The sequence below is a fragment of the Coprococcus sp. AM97-35 genome, assembly GCF_027697525.1.
Lineage (GTDB): Bacteria > Bacillota > Clostridia > Lachnospirales > Lachnospiraceae > Allocoprococcus > Allocoprococcus comes.
The window spans coordinates 77,995-97,274 of sequence record NZ_JAQESL010000011.1 but is presented as its reverse complement, the minus strand read 5'-3'; the positions used below and the strand labels follow the sequence as shown (position 1 = coordinate 97,274).

Genomic DNA, 19,280 nt, shown 5'->3' with positions numbered 1-19,280 from the left:
AATCCTGTGTATTTAACTAAAAACGGATATGGCGCTAATTCGTTGGGTGGCGTCTTTTGTATTTGCGATAAGTGTTATGATAACAACAAGAAGCTTGCTGGTTTATGTTGCCGTATGAGGAAGAGGATTATGCAGAAAATTTGATCTCTCAGGTGCAAAAAAACGATGAAAAAATAGCACAACGGGACTTTGATATGGCTAAAATGGTTGATTTTCTCACTTAAACAAGCTATTATTAAAAGTAATTGTCTTAATAAAATACCCGTTTCAAATTCATCGTTTACAGTATTATATAATATGATAAAGTATCGCTGTAGTCGCATTCAGTCGTAAGTAGTCGCATACAATTCTTACGACTGAAAAACGGTCGTAAAACAGCAAAAAACGGGGTAAAATTTGGAGCATTTTTTTGCAAAAAAACGGTAAAAAATAAAGTGGTTTTAAAATTGAAAATATTATAAATTGTAAAATTTCTACACTTAAAATTGTGTAAAAATCACAAATAAATAAACTGAAAATGGAGGAAAAATGAGGAAATTAGCATTAGATGATGATATTTTGCTGAATATAGAGAAACCTGCCCGCTACATCGGTCATGAGGTCAATTCGGTAATGAAGGACAAAAATGCGGTGGAAATCCGCTTTGCAATGTGTTTCCCGGAGGTATATGAGGTTGGTATGTCCCATCTGGGAATCCAGATTCTGTACGATATGTTCAATCGCCGGGAGGATACCTGGTGTGAGAGAGTATACTCTCCGTGGATCGATCTGGATAAGATCATGCGCGAAAAACATATTCCACTTTTTACCCTGGAATCTCAGGATCCGGTGAAGGAGTTTGATTTTCTTGGCATCACATTACAGTTTGAGATGTGTTACACCAATGTACTGCAGGTGCTGGATTTATCCGGTATTCCACTTCACAGTGAAGACAGAACTTTAGAAGATCCATTTGTCATTGGTGGTGGACCATGTGTTTACAATACAGAACCACTGGCTGAATTTTTCGATATGTTCTATATCGGGGAGGGCGAAGTGGTTTATGATGAACTTCTGGAAGCATACAAAAAGTGGAAGAGAGCCGGAAAAAGCCGAAAAGAATTTCTGGAAATGGCAGCAGAGATTGAGGGAATTTACGTTCCTTCTTTTTATGATGTCACTTACAAAGAAGACGGCACAATCGAATCTTTCCTGCCAAACAATCCGCATGCAAAGGAAAAAATCAAACGAGTAGTTGCGGCAGATATGAGCCAGACAACCTATCCGTTAAAGCCGGTTGTTCCGTTTATCAAAGTAACCCAGGACAGAGCGGTTCTGGAGATTCAGCGCGGCTGTATCCGTGGATGTCGTTTCTGTCAGGCGGGAATGGTTTACCGTCCGACACGTCCGCGTGATATCAATATGCTCAAAGAGACGGCACGTGCAATGCTGAAAAATACGGGACATGAAGAGATCACCTTAAGTTCTTTAAGTTCCAGTGATTACAACGAACTGGAAGAGATCGTCACCTTCCTGATCGATGAGTTCCACACACAGGGCGTCAACATTTCCCTGCCGTCCCTTCGTATCGATGCATTTTCTTTGGATGTTATGAGCAAGGTGCAGGATGTGCGTAAGAGCAGTCTGACCTTCGCCCCGGAAGCCGGAACACAGAGGATGCGTAATGTAATCAATAAAGGTCTGACGGAAGACGACATTTTAAATGGTGCAGGACAGGCTTTTGAAGGTGGATGGACGAAGGTCAAGCTCTATTTCATGCTTGGACTTCCGACCGAAACCCAGGAAGATATGGAAGGAATTGCTGTTCTTGCAGATAAAGTAGCACGCCGGTATTATGAGATTCCGAAGGATCAGAGAAATGGAAAATGTCAGATCACGGCAAGTAGTTCCTTCTTTGTACCGAAACCATTTTCACCGCTTCAGTGGGCGACCATGCAGCCGATGGAAGAATATATCCGCCGTGCAGGAATTGTACAGGAAGCATTCCGCAACCAGCTGAACCGCAAGAGTCTGCGCTACAACTGGCATACCGCCGAAGTAACCGTTCTGGAAGGCGTCTTTGCCCGCGGTGACCGGAAGGTCGGAAAGGTTCTGGAAGAGGCTTACCGTCTTGGCTGTATTTACGATGCGTGGGATGAGTATTTTGATTATGATAAATGGCTGCAGGCCTTTGAAAATACAGGTGTGGACATGGATTTCTATAATCTCAGAAAGCGTGAATTAGATGAAATCTTCCCATGGGATTTCATCAATTGTGGCGTGACAAAATCTTTCCTTATAAGAGAATGGAAGAATGCAATGGAAGGGAATGTAACCCCGAACTGTCGTGCAAAATGTTCCGGCTGTGGGGCAGCAAGTTACGGAGGAGGTGTCTGCTTTGAAGGCAAGAATTAAATTTCGGAAAAATGGAGTGATGAAGTTCATCGGACACCTGGATATCATGCGGTATTTCCAGAAAGCGATTCGCCGTGCCGAGATTCCGATCGCATTTACCAGTGGTTACAGCCCGCATATGATCATGTCTTTCGCTAATCCACTTGGCGTAGGGCTTACCAGTGACGGGGAATATTTTGATATCGAATTGACCGAGTCAATCGCTAGCAAAGAAGCAGTCAGACGGCTGAATGAACAGATGGTAGACGGCATGGAGATCGTCAGCTTTGTGCAGATCCCGGATGATAAGAAAAGCAAAGGAATGTCAATCGTAGCAGGTGCCGACTATTTATCTTCGGTAAAAAATGGCAGCCTGCCGGAAGATCTTGCTGAAAAGCTGGAAGCTTTTTATGCGCAGAATGAAATCTGTGTGGTCAAAAAGACGAAAAAGAGTGAAAAAGAAGTGGACATTCGTCCGATGATCTACAAGCTGGAATGCCGGGACGGAAAGATTTATATGCGTGTGGCAGCAGGAAGTGTCCAGAACTTAAAGCCGGAGCTGGTCACAGAAGCGTTTGTCCGCTATCTTGGTATGTATGTGGAGGAAGTGACCTTTACCCACCACAGACTGGAAACTTTTGCGGAATCCGAAGACACGGAGGGCAAGATGATTCTGGTTCCACTGGATGCGCTTGGAACGGAGATTGTATAGATGGAACGAAAAGTACTCCTTACGGAATGCATGAACCGCCGGGTGCTTGCACTTTTAGAGGATGAGAAAGTAACGGAATTTCACTTTGGCAGTAGCGGAGAAAAAAAGAGCTGCCGCCTGGGTGAAATTTATGTCGGAAGAGTACGGAAAATCCTTCCGAATATCGGTGGTGCATTTGTTGAAATTGCCAATGGTGAGCAATGCTATTTTGCGCTGGATGGAAAATATACCCCGGTTTTCACCAATAAGATCGGAAAGAAGCCACTTGTGATCGGTGATGAGCTTCTGGTTCAGGTGGAGAAAGAAGCAGTGAAAACCAAGCAGCCTGTCGTGACCGGGAACTTAAATTTCACCGGGCAGTATGTAGTACTGACTTCCGGCAATCGTACCATTGGTGTATCCGGTAAAATTCACGGTGCCCGGAAAGAAGAACTGCAAAAGCTGGGACAGGACTATATAGACTGTGATTTCGGATTGATTTTCCGGACAAATTGTGTGGAAGCAGAAGAAACACAGATCCGTGCCGAAATTGACAAACTGGCAGAGAACTATCACAGAATCGTAGAATATGGCAAGATGCGGACCTGCTTTAGCTGTCTGCAGAGTGCACCAGATCCGTGCGTACAGACACTCCGGGATATTTACAAAAAAAATTTGACGGAAATTATTGTAGAGGAAACGATAGAAGATGGAGCTTTGTATAAAGAAGTTCAGACTTATCTGGAAACGGAAATGCCAGATGAACTTCCGCTTCTCCGTGCGTATACGGATCCGTCTTATCCACTTGTAAAATGCTATAACCTGGAAGGGGCGATCCGAGAAGCCAGACAAGAACGGGTATGGATGAAATCCGGGGCTTATCTGGTGATCCAGCCAACCGAGGCGCTGACTGTAATCGATGTCAATTCCGGAAAATGTCTGAAAAAGAATTCTCATTTTCCGGAGATCAACCGGGAGGCAGCAAGGGAAGCAGTCCGCCAGATCCGGCTCCGCAATATTTCCGGTATCATTATTATTGATTTTATCAACATGAAATCAGCAGAAGAGAAGAAAGAACTTCTTGCGTATCTGCAGTTGGAATTAAAGAAGGACCCAAATCCGGGAAATGTGATTGGAATGACGAAACTGCAGCTGGTGGAAATTACACGAAAGAAAATCCGAAAAACACTGGAGGAAAGTTTACATGGGTAAAAAAGAAGTCAAAACAAATGCAATGCGAATTTTAGACAGAAAGAAAATTTCTTACGAATATCAGACCTATGAATGCGATGAATTCACGGACGGAATTGAAACCGCCGACAAGCTGAATCTGCCTCACGAACAGGTTTACAAGACGATTGTCACAACTGGAAAAAGTGGTGAACATTATGTGTTCGTGCTCCCGATCGAAGCGGAGATTGATTTTAAGAAGGCTGCAAAAGCGGTTGGTGAAAAATCTATTGAAATGCTTCATTTAAAGGAGTTAACACCGCTTACCGGCTATGTGCGTGGTGGATGCACTTCGATCGGAATGAAAAAGCATTTTCCGACGGTCATTGATGCAAGTGCACAGCAGTTTGAGAAAGTCTATGTAAGTGCCGGAAGAATCGGTGCACAACTGACACTTGCACCAGAGGATTTGAGAAAAGCAGCGGATGCTACATTTGCAGATGTAATTCATGCATAGAAAGTTTTCAAAAAAAGAAATTCTATTAGACAAAATGCAAGATTTTCAACAGATTCCAAAAGAAAATCTTGCATTTTTCACGTCAGCGTAATAAAGTAATAACTACATAAGTGTAGAAACATCTGCCGGTGTTTCTGCAGAAAATGCAGGTTTGCCATGTGCAGATCAGAATACATGAATTGAGAGATGGAGGAATACCAACAGATGATTAAGGTAGTGAAATTCGGCGGAAGCTCTCTTGCCGATGCAGTACAGATTAAAAAGGCAGGAAAGATCGTTCTTTCAGAGGAATCAAGACGTTACGTTGTACCGTCTGCTCCGGGAAAGCGTTTTTCCGACGACACCAAGGTAACAGATATGCTGTATCGTTGTTACGGCGCAGCTGTAAAAGAGAAGAAATTTACAGAATTACTCGCTGACATTCAGAAGAGATATCAGGAAATCATTGAAGGGCTTGGGATCACTCTTTCTCTTGACGAAGAATTTGCCACCATCCGTGATAATTTTGCAAAGAAGATCGGAAGAGATTATGCTGCTTCCCGTGGAGAATATTTAAACGGACGTGTAATCGCAGCTTATCTTGGATATGAGTTTATCGATGCGGCAGAAGTGATCAAGTTCGATGAAAATGGGAACTTCCTTTCAGAAGAAACTAACCAGGTACTTGCAGACAGACTTTCAAAAGTAGAGCGTGCCGTGATTCCTGGATTCTACGGAGCACGTCCGGACGGAACGATCCAGACATTTTCCCGCGGCGGATCTGATGTAACAGGATCGATCGTTGCCAGAGCCACACATGCTGATATGTATGAGAACTGGACAGACGTATCCGGATTCCTCATTGCAGATCCCCGTATCATCAAGAATCCAAAAGGAATCGAAGCAATTACTTACAAAGAGTTGCGTGAACTTTCTTATATGGGTGCCAGCGTATTACATGAAGATGCAATCTTCCCGGTTCGTAAAGAAGGAATCCCGATCAACATCCGTAATACAAACGCACCGGAAGAAAAGGGTACTCTGATCGTAGAAGGAACCTGCAGAAAGCCGAAGTATACAATTACCGGTATTGCAGGAAAGCGTGGATTTGCTTCTATTACAATTGAAAAAGCAATGATGAACTCAGAAGTCGGATTTGGCCGCAAGGTTCTTGGTGTATTTGAAGATGAAGGGATTTCTTTTGAACATATGCCGTCAGGAATTGATACTATGACTATCTTCGTTCATCAGGATGAATTTGAAGAACATGAGCAGAAAGTGCTTGCGGGCATCCACCGTGCCGTGAATCCGGATGACATCGAACTGGAATCCGATCTTGCACTGATCGCTGTTGTTGGACGTGGAATGCGTCAGACACGCGGTACAGCCGGAAGAATTTTCTCCGCACTGGCACATGCACATGTCAATGTAAAAATGATCGATCAGGGATCCAGCGAGTTAAATATTATCATCGGTGTGAGAGAGCACGACTTTGAAGCAGCAATCAAAGCAATTTATGATATTTTTGTTAACACTCAGCTGTAAATCTTCAATTCGATCCTCAAATATGGTATAGTACAGGTGTTGGGGAAAACTCCCCTGTACAGAATATTCATACAAGAGAGGATACGAAAATGAATATATTATTTTTCCTGAAGCCAAAAGCAGAAGTGGCATTTGTATATGACTACCACACGCTCAGACAGGCAATGGAAATCATGGAGTACCACAAATACTCATCCATTCCGATGATCAACCGGGAAGGTAAATACGTCGGTACAATCACCGAAGGAGACCTGCTCTGGGGACTTAAGAAGCTGAACATCCTGAATCTGAAAGGAGCAGAAGACATTGCAATCACGAAGATTGCAAGAAGAGCAGATTACCGGCCGGTAAGCGCTGATTCCAATATGGAAGATTTGATGGAAAAAGCGATGGATCAGAACTTTGTTCCGGTCATAGATGACCAGAAGAATTTCATAGGAATCATAACACGTAAAGACATTATCGGATATTGTTATGAAAAAATTAAAAAAATCGCAAATTAGGGGTTGACTTTGTGCGGCATGCCACTGTATAATACAGAGGTATGCCGCACAACGAGGTTATAAGTCCTGATTTGATCAGACACCGTAGTTGGCGAGTAATGATAATAGGAGGTGCCATATGTACGCAATTATAGCAACAGGTGGTAAACAGTACAAAGTAGCCGAAGGCGATATCATTAAAGTAGAAAAGCTTGGTGTGGAAGCCGGACAGTCTTATACTTTTGACCAGGTTCTCGCAGTAAGTGGTGACGAGCTTAAAGTTGGAACACCAGTAGTAGAAGGTGCAACAGTTGAAGCATCTGTAATTGGTGACGGAAAAGCTAAAAAAGTTATCGTTTACAAGTATAAGAGAAAAACAGGTTACCACAAGAAAAACGGACACAGACAGCAGTATACAGCAGTTAAGATCGAAAAGATCAACGCGTAAGAAGCTGGTGGTTATATGATACGAGTAACCATTTATAAAAATGAAAAACATCAATGTGTAGGTTTCAAAGCACATGGTCATGCAGGATTCAGTGAAGAAGGACAGGATATTGTCTGCGCAGCTGTTTCCGTACTCACGATCAATACTTTGAATGCCATTGAGAAATTTGCGGATGACCGTACAAGCCTTGTATCCGATGAATCCAAAGGACTCATTGACTATCGACTTAAAGGTAATCCGACTCGCGAGGCAAAGCTTTTGCTTGACGCGATGGTTCTTGGTCTGGAAGAAATTGCAGAAGATGAGAACTACAGAGAATATATGGATTTGACATACGAGGAGGTGTAACAACCATGATGAAATTAAACCTTCAGTTTTTCGCTCATAAAAAAGGAGTTGGTTCTACAAAGAACGGTCGTGACTCTGAATCTAAGAGACTTGGAGCAAAAAGAGCAGACGGACAGTTTGTAAAAGCTGGTAACATCCTTTACAGACAGCGCGGAACAAAGATTCATCCAGGAATCAATGTAGGTCGCGGTGGTGACGATACATTATTTGCACTGGTTGACGGTGTTGTTCGTTTTGAAAGAAAAGGAAGAGATAAGAAACAGGTTTCTATCTATCCAGTAGCTGAATAAGCAGATTTAACAGAGGCTTCAAACTTTTTTGGTTTGAAGCCTTGTTTTTAGTCATAAATAAGGAGGACATATTATGTTTGCAGACAGAGCAAAAATATATATCCGATCCGGAAAGGGCGGCGACGGTCACGTCAGCTTTCGCAGGGAATTATATGTTCCGAATGGCGGTCCGGACGGAGGCGACGGCGGTCGTGGCGGTGATGTAATCTTTGAAGTGGACAAAGGTCTTAACACACTGGTAGATTTCCGTCACAAAACAAAATATAAAGCACAGGACGGAGAGGAAGGCGGCAAAAAGCGCTGCCATGGTAAGGATGCAAAGGATCTGATCCTGAAAGTTCCTGAAGGGACAGTTATCCGTGAAGCAGAGACCAATAAAGTCATTGCCGATATGTCGGGCGAGAACCAGCGCCAGATTATCTTAAAAGGCGGTAAGGGCGGTCTTGGAAATATGCATTTTGCAACCTCTACCATGCAGGTTCCGAAGTATGCACAGCCGGGAAAGCCTGCACAGGAACTCTGGGTGAATCTGGAACTTAAGGTGATCGCAGATGTTGGGCTTGTAGGTTTCCCGAATGTTGGTAAATCCACATTCCTTTCCCGTGTAACCAATGCACAGCCAAAGATTGCAAATTATCATTTCACAACACTCAGCCCGAACCTTGGAGTTGTAGATCTGGAAGGTGCAAAGGGATTTGTTATTGCAGATATTCCGGGACTGATTGAAGGAGCATCAGAAGGTGTCGGACTTGGACATGAATTTTTGCGTCATGTTGAACGTACCAAGATGATGATCCATGTTGTGGATGCGGCAGGTATCGAAGGACGCGATCCGGTTGAAGACATTTACAAGATCAATGCTGAACTGGAAGCCTATAACAAAGAAATTTCCATGCGTCCACAGGTCATTGCAGCGAATAAGGTTGACCTGATCTATTCCGAAGATGAAGATCCGATCCAGAGACTGAGAGATGAGTTCGAGCCAAAAGGAATCAAGGTATTCCCGATTTCCGGTGTAACCGGAGAAGGACTTTCTGATCTTCTTTACTATGTAAATAATGAACTTCAGAAGTTGGATGACAAGCCGATCGTATTTGAACAGGAATATTTCCCGGAAGAAGAGATCATCCACATGGATCTTCCATATACCGTGGAAAAAGAAGACGATGTATTTGTAGTAGAGGGACCGAAGATCGAAAAGATGCTTGGTTACACCAATCTGGATTCCGAGAAGGGATTTGCTTTCTTCCAGAAATTCCTGAAAGAAACCGGTATCCTTGAACAGCTTGAAAATGCAGGTGTTCAGGAAGGCGATACTATCCGTATGTACGGTCTTCAGTTTGAATATTACCGTTAGAAAAGAACATAATTTCAGAAAGGAGAAGTTTTATGACTTCCAAACAGAGAGCTTATTTAAAGAGCCTTGCGATGACAATGGATCCGATCCTTCAGATCGGTAAATCCAGCGTAACACCGGAACTTACCGCAGCTGTTGCAGAAGCGCTTGAAGCAAGAGAACTGATCAAGCTTCACGTTCTTCAGAACTGTGGAGATGATCTGCGTGGAATGGCAGAGATCCTTGCAGAGCGTACACGTTCCCAGGTGGTACAGGTTATCGGAAGAAAAATCGTTCTTTATAAAGAGGGAAAAGACGACAAGAAGAAAATCGTTCTTCCTTAATGAGTGGAGTATAGATTATGAGAATCGGTATTATGGGCGGAACATTTGATCCCATCCACAACGGGCATCTGATGCTTGGTGAATATGCATACCAGCAGTTCCATCTGGATGAAGTGTGGTATATGCCAAACGGCAATCCGCCCCATAAATCAAATCCGGAAATACGAAAAGATTTACAGGACCGTGCCGAAATGACACGCCTTGCAATTGAAGAGATCCCGTATTTTCGGCTTTGTACCTATGAAATGGATCGAAAGGAAACTTCGTACTCCTATCAGACAATGGAGTATTTTAAAGAGACTTATCCGCAGGATGAATTTTATTTTATCATCGGTGCGGATTCTCTTTTCAATCTGGAAACCTGGAAATGTCCGGAAAGACTTCTGAAAACAGCGGTCATCCTGGCAGCATATCGGGATGATGCAGGAGCGCCGAAAGAAATGCGCCGTCAGATCACATATTTGAAAGAAAAGTATGCATGTGATATCCGGCTTCTCCGTACCCCTGTGATGCCGGTTTCTTCCAGTGAGATCCGGCAGATGATCCGAGGAGGAGAGACAGAAGATCTTCCGATTCCGAAAAAGGTTGCAGATTATATAGATTTGAACAGATTATATCAGGTGAGTGAACATGACGGAAACAATACTTAAGATGCAGAAAAAAGTAAAACGGTACCTGGATAAAGACCGTTATGATCATACGATCGGTGTGATGCATACGGCAGGCTGCCTTGCCATGCGTTATGGTGCCAATCTGGAGCAGGCTTTGACGGCAGGACTTTTACATGACTGTGCAAAATGTGTGCCGGCAGATGAAAAGATTAAGCTCTGCGAGAAAAATCATATCGAAATTTCCGATGCAGAGTACAAAAATCCGGGACTTCTGCACGCAAAGCTGGGCGCATTTTTTGCCCGGGAAAAATATGGAATAGAAAATGAAGAGATTCTACGATCGATCGAGTCTCATACAACCGGTCGTCCGAATATGTCTCTGCTTGATAAGATCATTTATATCGCAGATTATATTGAGCCTGGAAGAGATGTTGCACCAAATCTTCCGGAAGTACGTGCGCTTGCATTTGTAGATATCGATGCATGTCTTTACCGTATTCTGGAAGATACACTTACATATCTTGCCGAAAAAGGTGCAACGTTAGATCCTGCGACAGAAGAGACATTTTTATATTATAAGAACCTGAAAAACAGTGATTCCGAAAAGGAGGACAAAAACTGATGCAGACAATCGAGCAGTCAAAAGAGATGGCAAAACTTGCCTGCGAAGCACTCGCTGACAAAAAAGGCGAAGATATCCGTGTAATTGACATTGCAGGAATCTCTGTGCTTGCAGATTATTTTATCATTGCAAACGGAACCAACGAAAGCCAGGTAAGAGCACTGGTTGACAATGTAGAAGAGACACTCGGAAAAGCAGGATACGAAGTCAAACAGCGTGAAGGCTATGGCCTTGGAAGCTGGGTACTGCTGGACTTTGGCGATATTATCGTACATGTATTCGACAGAGAGAACCGTCTGTTCTACGATCTGGAAAGAATCTGGAGTGATGGCAAACAGGTTGATCCGGAAGAATTATAAAAGAATTCAAAATGAGAATGTGCTTCGGCACATTCTTTTTTTAAATGTAAAAAGCAGGGCATGCGCCCTGCTTTTCTGATACAATTATTCAAGATTTATAAGATTATTCACAAAGTTTAGAGAATGCATCTGCAACAAACTGTACTTTAGTTCCAACAATAACCTGTACAGAAGTTTTTCCAGGTCTAATAACACCTGCAACACCTGCAGATTTGATCACTTTGTCGTTAACTGCAGTCATATCTTTTACTTCCAGTCTCAGTCTTGTTACACAGTTGTCGATGCTTGCAATGTTTTCCTTTCCGCCGCAACCTTCAAGAATCTTTGCTGCGATAGCTGTGAAGTCATCACTTGCCAGTTCTACATTTTTTTCTGCTTCCAGATCATCATCATCTTCTCTACCTGGTGTCTTCAGATCAAATTTCTTGATCGCGAAGAGGAATACGAAATAGAAAACTAAGAATGCTGCGATTCCAAGCGGAATAATAAGCCATGTCTTAGCTGCTGCCGGAAGAGAAGCAGAGAAGAATAAGTCCATCGCACCTGCTGAGAATGAGAATCCTGCACGGAATCCAAGAGCAACCGTGATCATTGTGAAGATACCGTAAAGTGCTGCATAAATTACATAAAGTACCGGTGCAAGGAACATGAATCCGAATTCGAACGGTTCAGTTACACCACAGATGAATGCACAAATAGCTGCAGAAGCTACAAGTCCGATTGCAACTTTCTTTTTCGCCGGTTTTGCACATTTTACCATAGCAAGAGCTGCACCAGGGATACCAAACATCATACATGGGAAGAATCCTGACATGTACATTCCAAGACTCCATGATACGTCTGCAGATGTTTCACCGGCCCAGAAGTGCTGTAAGTCACCAAGACCGATGGTATCAAACCAGAATACGTTGTTCAGTGCGTGATGTAATCCGGTAGGGATCAGCAGTCGGTTGAGGAATGCATAGATACCGGCTCCTACAACATCCAGACCAACAATACCTTTTCCAAGAGCAACAAGTGCACCGAAAAGTAATGGCCATACGAATAATAAAACAACAGATGCAAGAATAGAAACAACTCCTGCAATAATTGCTACACAGCGTTTTCCACTGAAGAAAGCCAACCAGTCCGGAAGCTTTGTGTTTTTGAATCTGTTGTAGCACATTGATCCGATGATACCTGCAAGAATACCGATAAACGGGTTTGCGATTTTGTCGAAGGCAAGTGTCTTTGTTGCACTGTCTGCGATAGAAGGCATGATCGTTGTAACAAATCCTGTTGAAAGAAGTGTTGTCATCATAAGCCATGAAGCAAGAGCAGCGATACCACCTGTACCATCATTTTTTTCAGACATACCGACACCGACACCGATTGCAAAAAGAATTGCCATGTTGCCGATCAGAGCGTCACCTGCTTTTACTAAAAACAGACCGATCAGATTTGCTGCACCCTGGATGTCTCCACCCTGCATCGCAGCCGGACATAACCTGTATCCAATACCCATGAGGATACCACAGATCGGAAGAATAGCTACCGGGAGCATTAACGCTTTACCAAGTTTTTGTAAGAATTTCATGTTTTTCCTCCTTAGAAATAAAATAAAAGTATACACTAAACTGGACCATTCCAGTCAGCTTCGATTGAAAAAGCACAGATCCTAGGATAATTTAAGCACAGCATCCTCCAGTGTGACTTCGCCTTTCTTCTGAAGGGCTATTTTTCCATAAGTATCTGTATTACAGATGAGTACCGGAGTAATGGTATTTAATCCGGCTGCCTGGATCTTATCCAGATCAACTTCCATCAGGAGATCTCCCTGTTTTACCTTGTCACCTGCAACAACATGGGGGGTAAAAGGTTCTCCTTTCAGTGTAACGGTATCAAGACCGATATGGATCAGAATCTCTGTTCCCTGGGTGCTTGTCATAGTAACGGCGTGAAGAGTATCAAATACCATACTCACTTCCCCATCTGCCGGTGCATAGACCTTTCCCTCGGAAGGAATGACTGCAAATCCGTCTCCTAATATTTTATCCGCAAAAGTCGAATCCGGAACTTCTGTGATCGGTACGACTTTTCCGTTACACGGGGAGTGGAGTAGATTCCCCTTATTTTTTCCTTTAAATAAACCTAACATGTGATCTCCTTTCCATCTACATAGACGCTTACTATATTCAAATCTTTATCTAAAAGCACAAAATCTGCTTTCTTACCAGCGGAGATACTTCCGACCTCATGGAAAATTCCGATTTCTTTTGCCGGATTTTCAGATGCGCACATAACTGCTGTTTCAAACGGAAGGCCGACTTTCTTAACCACAAAACGCACACAGTCCATAAGATTCGTAGCAGAACCAGCAATTGTTCCATCATGCAGAGTAGCAAGATTGCCTTTTACCTTTACCGGCTGTCCGCCAAGGGTGTAATCTCCATCATTCAGACCAGTTGCTCGCATACTGTCACTGATCAGGATCATACGCTTCGCACCAAACATGGCAAAGGTTGCGCGGATCACAGACGGGTGAATATGTACACCGTCGCAGATCAGCTCTGCATGGCATGTTTCAGAATCCCTGACTGCACCGATTACGCCCGGATTTCTATGATTCAATGGTGGCATTGCATTGTACAAATGGGTTGCATGGGAAGCACCACGCTGAATGGCTTCTTTTGCAGTATCATAATCCGATGCGGTATGCGCAAGGGATATAACCACCTCATCCTTTGCTTTCTCGATAAATTCCATGGCTCCCGGTTCTTCCGGTGCAAGATCCACCAGTTTGATCAGTCCCTTTGCCGCTTTTTGAAGCCGGCAGAAATATTCATAATCACAATGCAGGATATTTTCTTCTGCCTGGGCACCTTTTTTGGAAGCACTGATAAATGGTCCTTCCATATTGATACCGACCAGGTGTGCACCGCCATTGTAGGCGTAATCACCTGCATTTTTCATAACATTTAAAAGCTCGTCTTTAGCAATTGTCATGGTAGCCGGACAGACAGAAGTCACACCGATGGACGCTTCATATCTCGTAATGATATCCAGTGCTTCTTTTGTACCGTCGCACATGTCTGCTCCCATGCATCCGTGAAAATGAATGTCCACAAGTCCCGGAATCATATAAAGTCCCTGGGCATCCACGATCTGGGCATCCTGTTCCGAAAAATCCGAAAAACTTACAAATCTGCCATTTTCTACAACTGCATTCCCGTTCACAAAAGTATGATTTTCTGTATAAATTGACGCATTTTTAATGATCATTTTCAAAGCCTCCGTTCCTTACAGACATGATTATAAAGGAAGTTTGCTAAGTGCAGCTTCGTCAGCTACCAAAGTCACATCATTATGCAGCTGTAAAACAGAAGCAGGAACCTTCGGTGTGATCGGACCAAAGAAAGCATCTCTTACAATTTCTGCTTTATCTTCGCCACTTGCAACGATCAGGATTTTCTTTGCCTGCATGATCGTCTTGATTCCCATTGTATAAGCCTGTTTCGGAACATCGTCAGCTGAAGCAAAGAAACGTTTGTTTGCTTCGATGGTAGACTGAGTCAGATTTACACAATGAACCTGCTTGTCAAAAGCTTCCCCCGGTTCGTTGAATCCGATATGACCGTTATGACCGATTCCGAGAAGCTGAAGATCTACGCCGCCTAAAGACTGAATCAGATTGGTATATTCCTGGCATTCTTTTTGAGAATCCGGTTCCATTCCGTTTGGAAGGTGTGTATTCTCAGCTGGAATATTCACATGATCAAATAGGTTCTGATGCATGAAATAGTAGTAGCTCTGATCGTTGTCACGGCTAAGTCCTTTATATTCATCAAGGTTTACCGTCATAACTTCTGAGAAATCAAGATCACCTTTGTTATACCATTCCACCAACTGCTTATAAAGACCGATCGGAGTAGATCCGGTTGCAAGCCCCAGAACACAATTTGGTTTCATAATAACCTGTGCAGAAACAATATTGGCAGCCTTGCGGCTCATGTCTACGTAATCTTTTGCTTTGTAAATTCTCATTTTTATCCTCTCTCCATTCCATAAATATTAAACGCCACGATTCTTTATACAATTTGCATATATCACAGCAAGTTGTATTAGTACATATACACATCCTAACCAATGCACACACTTCTGCCTACAAAAAATTTAGCGTTTTACCGAATTACATTGAAATTGGTGAATATTCTTCTAGCTAAATTCATGATATTATTATAACAAAAAAATCAAGATTACCCATGTAAAAAACTACGTGAGGTATATAAAAAACAACAAAAACAACAAATATACATAAAAATGTTATCCTTGCTTTTCATATCTTATGGGGATATTGCTGGACAATCTTTGTTTCTAACGGTTTTAAGGATTTCTACTCATTTTGGTTTCCAGGAAAAAGCTGTTTTTATAAACTTCTGATTGAATAAAATCCATTTCCGAAGCAAGGACAGAAAGGGTCTGTTCTACGATCTGGAAAGAATCTGGAGCGATGGCAAACAGGTGGATCCGGAATATCTGTAAATATATTTTCTGATGTTTTAGAGACTGATACTGGTGATCCGATGCTTTCTGTGTTATAATATATAAGTTATCAGGGAACTTGATTCTGAATCATGGAGGCACAAAGTATGGAACCCATGTATTTGTCAATCCAGCCGAAAAAGACTGGAGAACGCATAAGAAAGCTACTCTTGGAACAAGGATATACAATTCGGGAAATCCAGGGAGCTTTTGGATTTGAAAATCCGCAGGCCATTTATAAATGGCTTTCCGGCAAATCGTTACCCAGTATAGACAATTTCATTATTTTAAGTAGATTATTACATACTTCGATTGAAGATATCCTCGTCATTGACGGGGATATTTCTTATTACATAGGAAATGTCATTTTCTATGTAATAAAAGCCTCCGGCAGGATGCGCACTGCGGCGTATAATGAAGATGTCGCAAGCGACCGCCACAGGCGCTAGAATGTGCTTCACACATTCTTTGTTCTTTCTGTAGAGTTTTAAACTGTTGGTTGAATGACAAACAGCTATCATATAATTATAATTAAACCAGAAGTTGGGGAACAGATATTATTTATATGGTGTTCGAGGATTGCGGGAATTGCATAGCAATGGAGCAATCCGGTTACATCATTTATATTGTAAGCAAGAGAACAGTATGGGAGGCAAAAATCATGAAGAAAATTACATCAGCTTATGCAAACAAGATGTTGAGAAGCCTTGAGGAAGATAAAGCATTCTGGGTAAACAAGGAGGCAGCATCCAGTACCTATGTGGCTGCGGTCAATGAGGAGCCGGTCATTCCGGAATATGATTATATGACCATTGCAAATACAATTGATGAGATCGACAGGAAGATTGTTACTATCAAACATACATTGAACCTGACAAATGCCACCGCAAAAGTGCAGGTTGGCAATCAGGAGATGAGCATTGACAGCATTCTGATCCGAATGGCGCAGCTTAACAAAAGAAAAGCTGTTCTTGACGATATGCGCAAGCGGCTTCCGAAAATGCGTGTGTATAGTAATTCCTTCAGTTCATCCGGATCGGTACCGGAATATAAATATATCAACTATGATCTGGAAGTAATCCGTCAGGAATACGACCGTATTTCCAATACAATTATGGAAATGCAGATTGCACTGGATCGTTACAATCAGACAGTGTTGTTTGATGTGGATATCTAAGTAGGAATTTCCGTACAGGGTATATCTTCAACAAAGCTTATAGACGGTTGGTTATGGTTCAATGTCATCGTTTATTGGTTATTTGTTATCAGGTTATGTGTTCTTGTTCATAGAAACATTTTTGGAAAAGTATACAATTTAAATTTTTAAATCCCCCTGTAAAAAACCTGTGTCAGTTCACAGTGTAGAGGTACGGTTTCAAGCACGCAACAGCTGTGGAAGCAATTCCGCAGCTGTTTTTATACTAAAAAAAATTGCAACCAAGAGAGTTTTAAATCAAAATGTATCCGCAGAAAAAGAGATGTCATTCAATATTAAAAAGTTACCAAAAACAAGAAACTATTTTTGTGAATTTAGTTGCTTGTTTTTTTGTGTGCAAAGATGCTACAATCAAGGAAACTATTACAAGAGAAATAGTTTCCAAAAGGAGATGATCTTGTGCCGAATCAAAATTTAAAAGGCGATATTCTCGAAGCAACCATCCAGGCATTTCAAAAAAAGGGATTAAAATTTACAATGGATGATCTTGCATCTCTTCTGGGAATCAGCAAAAAAACAATCTATACTGTTTTTCCTGACAAAAATTCGTTGGTTCTGGAGATGGTTGATTATTGTTTTTCCTCGATCAAAGAAAGTGAACAAGAAGTTCTTCAAGATCTGAGTCTGGATACGGTTGGTAAAATCAGAGCAATTCTTGGTGTGTTACCGGAAGGGTATCGGGAGCTTGATCTCAGACAGCTTTATCAGTTAAAGGAGAGGTATCCCGAAGTTTATGAAAAAGTAAAATCCCGTCTGGAAACCGGGTGGGAGAGTACGATTTCATTACTGGAACAGGGCATCACAGAAGGAAAAATTCGAAATATCCAGATTCCAATTTTAAAAACCATGATGGAAGCCACATTAGAACAGTTTTTCCAGAGAGATGTGCTGGTCCAGAATGGAATTTCTTATCATGAGGCATTAGATGAAGTCGTATCCATTCTGATCGATGGCATTACAATCTGACAAGGGGGAATTTATTATGGGAGAAGTACAGAAACTAAAAGGAAAAGAAAAGTTTGCCTACGGAATCGGGGCTGTAGGGAAAGATATGGTCTATATGCTGTCAGCGTCCTATGTCCTTTATTATTATCAGGACATCATGGGCGTCAGTGCTGTGGCAATGGGTGTGATCCTGTTTATCGCCCGGATTTTTGATGCTTTTAACGATCCAATTATGGGAATTATCGTAGCAAAGACGAAAACCAGATGGGGCAAGTTCCGACCGTGGCTCTTTATCGGTACACTGACAAATGCCATTGTTTTGTATCTGATGTTTGCTGCACCGCCCTCTCTTTCAGGCAGAGGACTGGTTGCTTATGCGGCTGTAACCTACATACTCTGGGGCGTAACTTATACGATGATGGACATTCCATACTGGTCCATGATTCCTGCCTTTACCGAAAGCGGAAAAGAGCGCGAAAATCTTTCTGCAATGGCACGTTCCTGTGCCGGCGTTGGTTCTGCCATCGTCACGATCATTACTGTGCTTTCTGTATCCACGCTTGGCAAACTGGCAGGCGGGGAAGGTGCATCGGAAATTGAACGGCTTGGATATCGCTATTTTGCACTGATCATTGCGGTTTTGTTTTTCATTTTTATCACGATTACCTGCCTTTCTATTAAAGAAAAATCTTCGGTAAATATGGAAACAGCAACGGTAAAAGAAATGTTCCGGGCACTGTTTCGCAATGACCAGGCACTAACCATGGTTGTGGCAATTGTTATGATCAATACCGCATTATATATTACATCGAATCTGGTCATTTACTTTTTCAAATATGATTTCAGTCCGGAAGCATGGCAGAACAATTATACACTTTTTAATACCTTTGGCGGTGCATTCCAGATTCTTGCGATGATGATTTTGTTTCCGCTGTTCCGGAAATTTATGAATACGATAAATCTTTTTTATGTCAGCTTTTCCATGGCATTTGCAGGATATCTGATCCTTCTTGTGATTGCATTCTCCGGAAGTACCAGTGTCTATCTGCTTCTGGTTCCGGCATTCCTTATTATGTCAGCGATGGGTATGCTGAATGTCATTGTGACGATTTTTCTTGCAAATACGGTAGATTACGGGGAATTGAAAAATAACCGGCGTGACGAATCGGTAATTTTTTCGATGCAGACCTTTGTGGTAAAGCTTGCATCTGGCGTGGCTGCACTTGCGGCTTCGATCGTTATTCAGATCTTCCAGATCAAGAAGGATGAAACGGCAGAAGTACTGACGGCAATCGCTCCTGTTTCCAGGCTGGGACTTCGGATGTGTATGACGATCATTCCGATTCTTGTACTGCTGATCGGATTACTTGTGTTCCGAAAACATTACATATTAACAGATGAAAAGACAGAAGAAATATCCAGAACACTGGAAGAACGGAAGAGAGCATAATATTTATATCTATAATTTTATAACGAAATTTTA

General features: G+C 42.3%; 22 protein-coding genes. 18 read left to right on the top strand and 4 right to left on the bottom strand.

The features are described 5' to 3' along the window. Positions 1-528 precede the first annotated feature (528 nt). The 14 genes from PG840_RS10040 (at position 529) to rsfS (ending at position 11,115) form a co-directional block, all read left to right on the top strand. A complete protein-coding gene (locus tag PG840_RS10040) occupies positions 529-2,394 on the top strand; it encodes a TIGR03960 family B12-binding radical SAM protein (protein ID WP_117823677.1) in 1,866 nt (621 codons plus the stop codon). Then, the gene (locus tag PG840_RS10035) at positions 2,378-3,085 is read left to right on the top strand and encodes a TIGR03936 family radical SAM-associated protein (RefSeq protein WP_270613589.1); all 708 of its coding nucleotides are present in this window, start codon (positions 2,378-2,380) and stop codon (positions 3,083-3,085) included. Before PG840_RS10040 ends, PG840_RS10035 begins: the two co-directional genes overlap by 17 nt. Further along, positions 3,086-4,276: a ribonuclease E/G gene (locus PG840_RS10030; RefSeq protein ID WP_270613588.1), complete on the top strand. Its 1,191-nt coding sequence runs from the start codon at positions 3,086-3,088 to the stop codon at positions 4,274-4,276. Beyond that, positions 4,269-4,751 (top strand): Cys-tRNA(Pro) deacylase, encoded by a 483-nt coding sequence (gene ybaK, locus PG840_RS10025; protein WP_008370496.1) that lies wholly within the window; start codon positions 4,269-4,271, stop codon positions 4,749-4,751. Before PG840_RS10030 ends, ybaK begins: the two co-directional genes overlap by 8 nt. A 204-nt stretch (positions 4,752-4,955) precedes the next feature. Next, positions 4,956-6,275, top strand: a complete 1,320-nt coding sequence (locus PG840_RS10020) for an aspartate kinase (RefSeq protein ID WP_055157219.1) — start codon at positions 4,956-4,958, stop codon at positions 6,273-6,275. 89 nt (positions 6,276-6,364) lie between these two features. Then, the gene (locus PG840_RS10015) at positions 6,365-6,778 is read left to right on the top strand and encodes a CBS domain-containing protein (protein ID WP_022221031.1); all 414 of its coding nucleotides are present in this window, start codon (positions 6,365-6,367) and stop codon (positions 6,776-6,778) included. A 118-nt stretch (positions 6,779-6,896) separates the two neighbouring features. Further along, complete coding sequence (gene rplU, locus PG840_RS10010; RefSeq protein ID WP_008370484.1) at positions 6,897-7,205, top strand: 50S ribosomal protein L21; 309 nt, start codon at positions 6,897-6,899, stop codon at positions 7,203-7,205. 15 nt (positions 7,206-7,220) lie between these two features. Further along, positions 7,221-7,553, top strand: a complete 333-nt coding sequence (locus PG840_RS10005) for a ribosomal-processing cysteine protease Prp (RefSeq protein ID WP_008370483.1) — start codon at positions 7,221-7,223, stop codon at positions 7,551-7,553. Positions 7,554-7,558: 5 nt separating this feature from the next. Then, complete coding sequence (gene rpmA, locus PG840_RS10000; protein WP_008370482.1) at positions 7,559-7,843, top strand: 50S ribosomal protein L27; 285 nt, start codon at positions 7,559-7,561, stop codon at positions 7,841-7,843. Positions 7,844-7,916: 73 nt separating this feature from the next. Next, positions 7,917-9,200, top strand: a complete 1,284-nt coding sequence (obgE, locus tag PG840_RS09995) for a GTPase ObgE (RefSeq protein WP_055248620.1) — start codon at positions 7,917-7,919, stop codon at positions 9,198-9,200. 32 nt (positions 9,201-9,232) lie between these two features. After that, entirely contained in the window at positions 9,233-9,523 is a 291-nt protein-coding gene (yhbY, locus tag PG840_RS09990; RefSeq protein WP_008370480.1) for a ribosome assembly RNA-binding protein YhbY, read from the top strand. A gap of 17 nt (positions 9,524-9,540) precedes the next feature. Further along, positions 9,541-10,173 (top strand): nicotinate-nucleotide adenylyltransferase, encoded by a 633-nt coding sequence (nadD, locus tag PG840_RS09985; protein ID WP_022221033.1) that lies wholly within the window; start codon positions 9,541-9,543, stop codon positions 10,171-10,173. Then, on the top strand, positions 10,154-10,756 hold the full coding sequence (gene yqeK, locus PG840_RS09980; RefSeq protein ID WP_270613587.1) for a bis(5'-nucleosyl)-tetraphosphatase (symmetrical) YqeK: 603 nt from the start codon (positions 10,154-10,156) through the stop codon (positions 10,754-10,756). Before nadD ends, yqeK begins: the two co-directional genes overlap by 20 nt. Positions 10,757-10,764: 8 nt before the next feature. After that, on the top strand, positions 10,765-11,115 hold the full coding sequence (gene rsfS / locus PG840_RS09975; protein ID WP_270613591.1) for a ribosome silencing factor: 351 nt from the start codon (positions 10,765-10,767) through the stop codon (positions 11,113-11,115). Positions 11,116-11,218: 103 nt separating this feature from the next. On the opposite strand, the gene PG840_RS09970 is transcribed toward rsfS, so the two are convergent. The 4 genes from PG840_RS09970 to nagB all read right to left on the bottom strand — a co-directional run bounded on the left by PG840_RS09970 (position 11,219) and on the right by nagB (position 15,138). Beyond that, positions 11,219-12,691 carry a PTS transporter subunit EIIC gene (locus PG840_RS09970; RefSeq protein WP_270613586.1) on the bottom strand — a complete coding sequence of 491 codons (1,473 nt, stop codon included), beginning with the start codon at positions 12,689-12,691 and terminating at the stop codon, positions 11,219-11,221. An 81-nt stretch (positions 12,692-12,772) separates the two neighbouring features. Continuing rightward, complete coding sequence (locus PG840_RS09965; protein ID WP_055157019.1) at positions 12,773-13,252, bottom strand: PTS sugar transporter subunit IIA; 480 nt, start codon at positions 13,250-13,252, stop codon at positions 12,773-12,775. After that, positions 13,246-14,376 (bottom strand): N-acetylglucosamine-6-phosphate deacetylase, encoded by a 1,131-nt coding sequence (gene nagA / locus PG840_RS09960; protein ID WP_117558406.1) that lies wholly within the window; start codon positions 14,374-14,376, stop codon positions 13,246-13,248. The genes PG840_RS09965 and nagA overlap by 7 nt, the downstream gene beginning before the upstream one ends. A gap of 30 nt (positions 14,377-14,406) precedes the next feature. After that, positions 14,407-15,138, bottom strand: coding sequence for a glucosamine-6-phosphate deaminase (nagB, locus tag PG840_RS09955; protein WP_008370457.1), 732 nt, complete (start codon positions 15,136-15,138; stop codon positions 14,407-14,409). Positions 15,139-15,743: 605 nt separating this feature from the next. On the opposite strand from nagB, the gene PG840_RS09950 reads away from it, so the two are divergent. The 4 genes from PG840_RS09950 (at position 15,744) to PG840_RS09935 (ending at position 19,247) form a co-directional block, all read left to right on the top strand. Further along, the gene (locus tag PG840_RS09950; protein WP_270613585.1) at positions 15,744-16,085 is read left to right on the top strand and encodes a helix-turn-helix domain-containing protein; all 342 of its coding nucleotides are present in this window, start codon (positions 15,744-15,746) and stop codon (positions 16,083-16,085) included. 212 nt (positions 16,086-16,297) lie between these two features. Next, complete coding sequence (locus PG840_RS09945) at positions 16,298-16,813, top strand: hypothetical protein (RefSeq protein WP_055157119.1); 516 nt, start codon at positions 16,298-16,300, stop codon at positions 16,811-16,813. Between the two features lie 438 nt (positions 16,814-17,251). Then, positions 17,252-17,818: a TetR/AcrR family transcriptional regulator gene (locus tag PG840_RS09940; RefSeq protein WP_270613584.1), complete on the top strand. Its 567-nt coding sequence runs from the start codon at positions 17,252-17,254 to the stop codon at positions 17,816-17,818. 16 nt (positions 17,819-17,834) lie between these two features. Then, the gene (locus tag PG840_RS09935; protein WP_270613583.1) at positions 17,835-19,247 is read left to right on the top strand and encodes a glycoside-pentoside-hexuronide (GPH):cation symporter; all 1,413 of its coding nucleotides are present in this window, start codon (positions 17,835-17,837) and stop codon (positions 19,245-19,247) included. Positions 19,248-19,280: the final 33 nt, after the last annotated feature.

What these genes read in the sequence shown, in the direction of transcription:
- PG840_RS09935 (WP_270613583.1), top strand. Translation starts at nt 17,835, where the DNA reads ATGGGAGAAGTACAGAAACTAAAAGGAAAAGAAAAGTTTGCCTACGGA.
- yhbY (WP_008370480.1), top strand. Translation starts at nt 9,233, where the DNA reads ATGACTTCCAAACAGAGAGCTTATTTAAAGAGCCTTGCGATGACAATG.
- obgE (WP_055248620.1), top strand. Translation starts at nt 7,917, where the DNA reads ATGTTTGCAGACAGAGCAAAAATATATATCCGATCCGGAAAGGGCGGC.
- nagB (WP_008370457.1), bottom strand. Translation starts at nt 15,138, where the DNA reads ATGAGAATTTACAAAGCAAAAGATTACGTAGACATGAGCCGCAAGGCT.
- nagA (WP_117558406.1), bottom strand. Translation starts at nt 14,376, where the DNA reads ATGATCATTAAAAATGCGTCAATTTATACAGAAAATCATACTTTTGTG.
- rpmA (WP_008370482.1), top strand. Translation starts at nt 7,559, where the DNA reads ATGATGAAATTAAACCTTCAGTTTTTCGCTCATAAAAAAGGAGTTGGT.
- PG840_RS10015 (WP_022221031.1), top strand. Translation starts at nt 6,365, where the DNA reads ATGAATATATTATTTTTCCTGAAGCCAAAAGCAGAAGTGGCATTTGTA.
- PG840_RS09970 (WP_270613586.1), bottom strand. Translation starts at nt 12,691, where the DNA reads ATGAAATTCTTACAAAAACTTGGTAAAGCGTTAATGCTCCCGGTAGCT.
- PG840_RS09945 (WP_055157119.1), top strand. Translation starts at nt 16,298, where the DNA reads ATGAAGAAAATTACATCAGCTTATGCAAACAAGATGTTGAGAAGCCTT.
- PG840_RS10005 (WP_008370483.1), top strand. Translation starts at nt 7,221, where the DNA reads ATGATACGAGTAACCATTTATAAAAATGAAAAACATCAATGTGTAGGT.
- PG840_RS09965 (WP_055157019.1), bottom strand. Translation starts at nt 13,252, where the DNA reads ATGTTAGGTTTATTTAAAGGAAAAAATAAGGGGAATCTACTCCACTCC.
- ybaK (WP_008370496.1), top strand. Translation starts at nt 4,269, where the DNA reads ATGGGTAAAAAAGAAGTCAAAACAAATGCAATGCGAATTTTAGACAGA.
- yqeK (WP_270613587.1), top strand. Translation starts at nt 10,154, where the DNA reads ATGACGGAAACAATACTTAAGATGCAGAAAAAAGTAAAACGGTACCTG.
- rplU (WP_008370484.1), top strand. Translation starts at nt 6,897, where the DNA reads ATGTACGCAATTATAGCAACAGGTGGTAAACAGTACAAAGTAGCCGAA.
- PG840_RS10030 (WP_270613588.1), top strand. Translation starts at nt 3,086, where the DNA reads ATGGAACGAAAAGTACTCCTTACGGAATGCATGAACCGCCGGGTGCTT.
- PG840_RS09950 (WP_270613585.1), top strand. Translation starts at nt 15,744, where the DNA reads ATGGAACCCATGTATTTGTCAATCCAGCCGAAAAAGACTGGAGAACGC.
- nadD (WP_022221033.1), top strand. Translation starts at nt 9,541, where the DNA reads ATGAGAATCGGTATTATGGGCGGAACATTTGATCCCATCCACAACGGG.
- PG840_RS10040 (WP_117823677.1), top strand. Translation starts at nt 529, where the DNA reads ATGAGGAAATTAGCATTAGATGATGATATTTTGCTGAATATAGAGAAA.
- PG840_RS10020 (WP_055157219.1), top strand. Translation starts at nt 4,956, where the DNA reads ATGATTAAGGTAGTGAAATTCGGCGGAAGCTCTCTTGCCGATGCAGTA.